Origin of the sequence: Marinobacter sp. UBA2498, from assembly GCF_002341575.1 — a bacterium.
Classification (GTDB): domain Bacteria; phylum Pseudomonadota; class Gammaproteobacteria; order Pseudomonadales; family Oleiphilaceae; genus Marinobacter; species Marinobacter manganoxydans.
The window spans coordinates 393-2,993 of the sequence record NZ_DDOI01000151.1 but is presented as its reverse complement, the minus strand read 5'-3'; the positions used below and the strand labels follow the sequence as shown (position 1 = coordinate 2,993).

Genomic DNA, 2,601 nt, shown 5'->3' with positions numbered 1-2,601 from the left:
CTGTTCGGCAAGGGCGACACCTCACCGCTGCCGTTCCAGGGAGTGGACGCCAACGGCACCAAACGAAGCTGGTCGATTAACGGAGAAGTGCAGCCCAGCCTGGTGTTCTGGACCCACGAATCCGGGGAAGAGGACAGGGACGGCAATCCGAAAGGTATGGCCAAGGGCACTGCCACGGCCGATGTGGCGGAAACCTGCGCCAGTGAGATCGCCCAATTGCTGACCCTGGGCCAGGCCGGGCAGGCGGGTTTTGCTTTGCACGATAATTCAGAGAATCTGGAGCCGGTTGCCCCCAAAGACATCGCGATACTGGTCAACAACCGCAACGAGGCCAGCGCAGTGCGGGACGCCCTGGGCCAGCGGCGTATCAAGAGTGTGTACCTGTCAGACCGCGATTCGGTGCTGACCTCCCGGGAATCACAGGAAATGCTCTGCTGGCTTCGGGCATTTGCCGAGCCCCGGCAGCTGGCCTATATCCGCGCGGCCCTGGCTACACCCACCCTCGGTCAGTCCTGGCATGCCATGAATCAGCTGCTGACCGACGAGCTCGTGCTGGAACGGGAAATCGAGCGCTTTATTGGTTACCAGCAGCAATGGCAGAAACAGGGTGTACTGCCCATGCTGCGAACCTTCCTGATGGATTTCGAGGTGCCAGGCCGGTTACTGCAACGCCCTGACGGCGAACGGCGGTTGACCGACATTCTGCACATTGCCGAATTGCTGCAGCAGGACAGCCTGCAACTGGACGGCGAACATGCCCTGGTGCACCACTACACCCAGATTCTGCGTGCAGCCGACGAGGAAGATGAACACCGTACCCTGCGACTGGAGAGTGATGCCGGCCTGGTGAAGGTCATCACCGTGCACAAGTCCAAGGGCCTGGAGTACCCGCTGGTGTTTCTGCCCTTTGGCACAGCTTTTCGCGCCCAGAGTGAAAAGCAGGCCTTCGTGCGCTATCACAATGAGCAGGGCAGGCTGGTCACGGTATTCGACCCGTCGCCGGACGACGTGGCCAGGGCTGACCGGGAGCGCCTAGGTGAGGATATCCGCAAGTTCTACGTAGCCCTGACCCGGGCCCGCTTCGCCACCTGGGTCGGCACGGCGGCCCTGGACAACTGGCAGCAAAGCGGACTGGGCTACCTGATTGGAAGCGAAGGGCAAAGCCGTATCAGCGACTGCCTGGGGAAACTGGCAGAGGGCAGAGCAGAGATCCGGATAACCCCGTTACCGGATCCGGACGACACGCACTACCACGAACCGGCGCCGGAAGCGCTTGGCCCGGCCATGGTCTCTTCCCGCGAGGCCAGAGAGGACTGGTGGATTGCCAGCTACTCCTCCATCGAATACACCGGCATGACCGGCACCGGGATCGCGTTTACCGGTGAGGTGGAAGATGCCCAGACCCAGAACCTGCTGGAAGAAAGTACCCTGGACGAAGAGGAAAACCCGGCTCAAATGGCCAACCAGCGCAACCAGCATAACTTTCCGAAAGGCGCCGGACCCGGCACCTTCCTGCACGAATTGCTGGAATGGTGCACGCAGCAGGGGTTCCAGCGGGTTGTGGATAACCCGCCGCTGCTTCATGAGCAGCTGACCCGGCGCTGCGGCACTCGTGGTTGGAACGAATGGGTGGAGCCGCTGGTGCGCTGGTTGCTGGCATTGATCAGCAAACCATTGAGCCTCGACCGGGCCGGTGCAGAAACCGTCTGCCTGTCGGACCTGACCACCCTGCGCCCGGAACTGGAGTTCTGGTTTGAAAGCCGCAATGTCAGTATCCGGAAACTCGACGAGCTGGTAACCGCGCACACTCTGAATCGCGCGGACCGTCCCCGAGTCGAAGAGACCCGATTCAACGGGATGCTCAAGGGGTTTATCGATCTGGTGTTCGAACACAACGGGCGCTATTACGTGCTGGACTACAAATCCAATACCCTGGGCGAAGACAACAGCGCCTATACCGATCAAGCCATGGGCAACGCCATCCTGGATAAACGCTACGATCTGCAATACGTGCTCTACCTGCTGGCCCTGCACCGGCTGCTGAAAGCCCGTTTGCCGGATTACGACTACGACCGACACATTGGCGGCGCGGTGTATCTGTTCCTGCGAGGCATTGATTCCAGCACAGGTGGCGCCTTCACCGACAAACCGCCCAGAGCCCTGATTGAACAACTGGATGCCCTGTTTGATGGCGAGTCGGTTGCGGAGGTGGCCGCATGAGCCGTTCCCGCTCCCAAACCGGAAAGTCCGACCACCAGATTGATCTGTTCGCGGAGGACATCGCTGCGGAAACGCCGACCATACCCGCTGCCGGTGATACCACCTTCGCTATCAAAGATCTGCTCTCGAGCCCGGATAAAACCGAGTCCCTGCTGCTGCACTGGCAGCAGGCGGAGTGGATCCGCGCGCTGGATGTGGGGTTTGCCCGGCTGATCCGGGAGCTCTCGGAAGAGCAGGGCGAACGCCCGGACCCACTGCTCCTGCTGCTGGCGGCACTGGTCTCCCATCAGGTGGGGCGTGGCCATGTCTGCGTCGATCTGGGCAATCTCCTGGCCGATGCCGGGCATACCCTTTCACTGCCGCCAGAGGAGTCGGTCCAGG

1 protein-coding gene and 1 pseudogene are annotated in these 2,601 nt (G+C 61.3%); both read left to right on the top strand.

Annotated features, from left to right (window positions below):
* The coding region (locus B2W52_RS21100; protein ID WP_286804023.1) for a 3'-5' exonuclease at positions 1-2,220 on the top strand (2,220 nt) is incomplete at its 5' end.
* Positions 2,217-2,601 (top strand): annotated as a pseudogene (locus tag B2W52_RS21095) (exodeoxyribonuclease V subunit alpha); the annotation flags it as partial. The gene B2W52_RS21100 and the pseudogene B2W52_RS21095, both read left to right, overlap by 4 nt.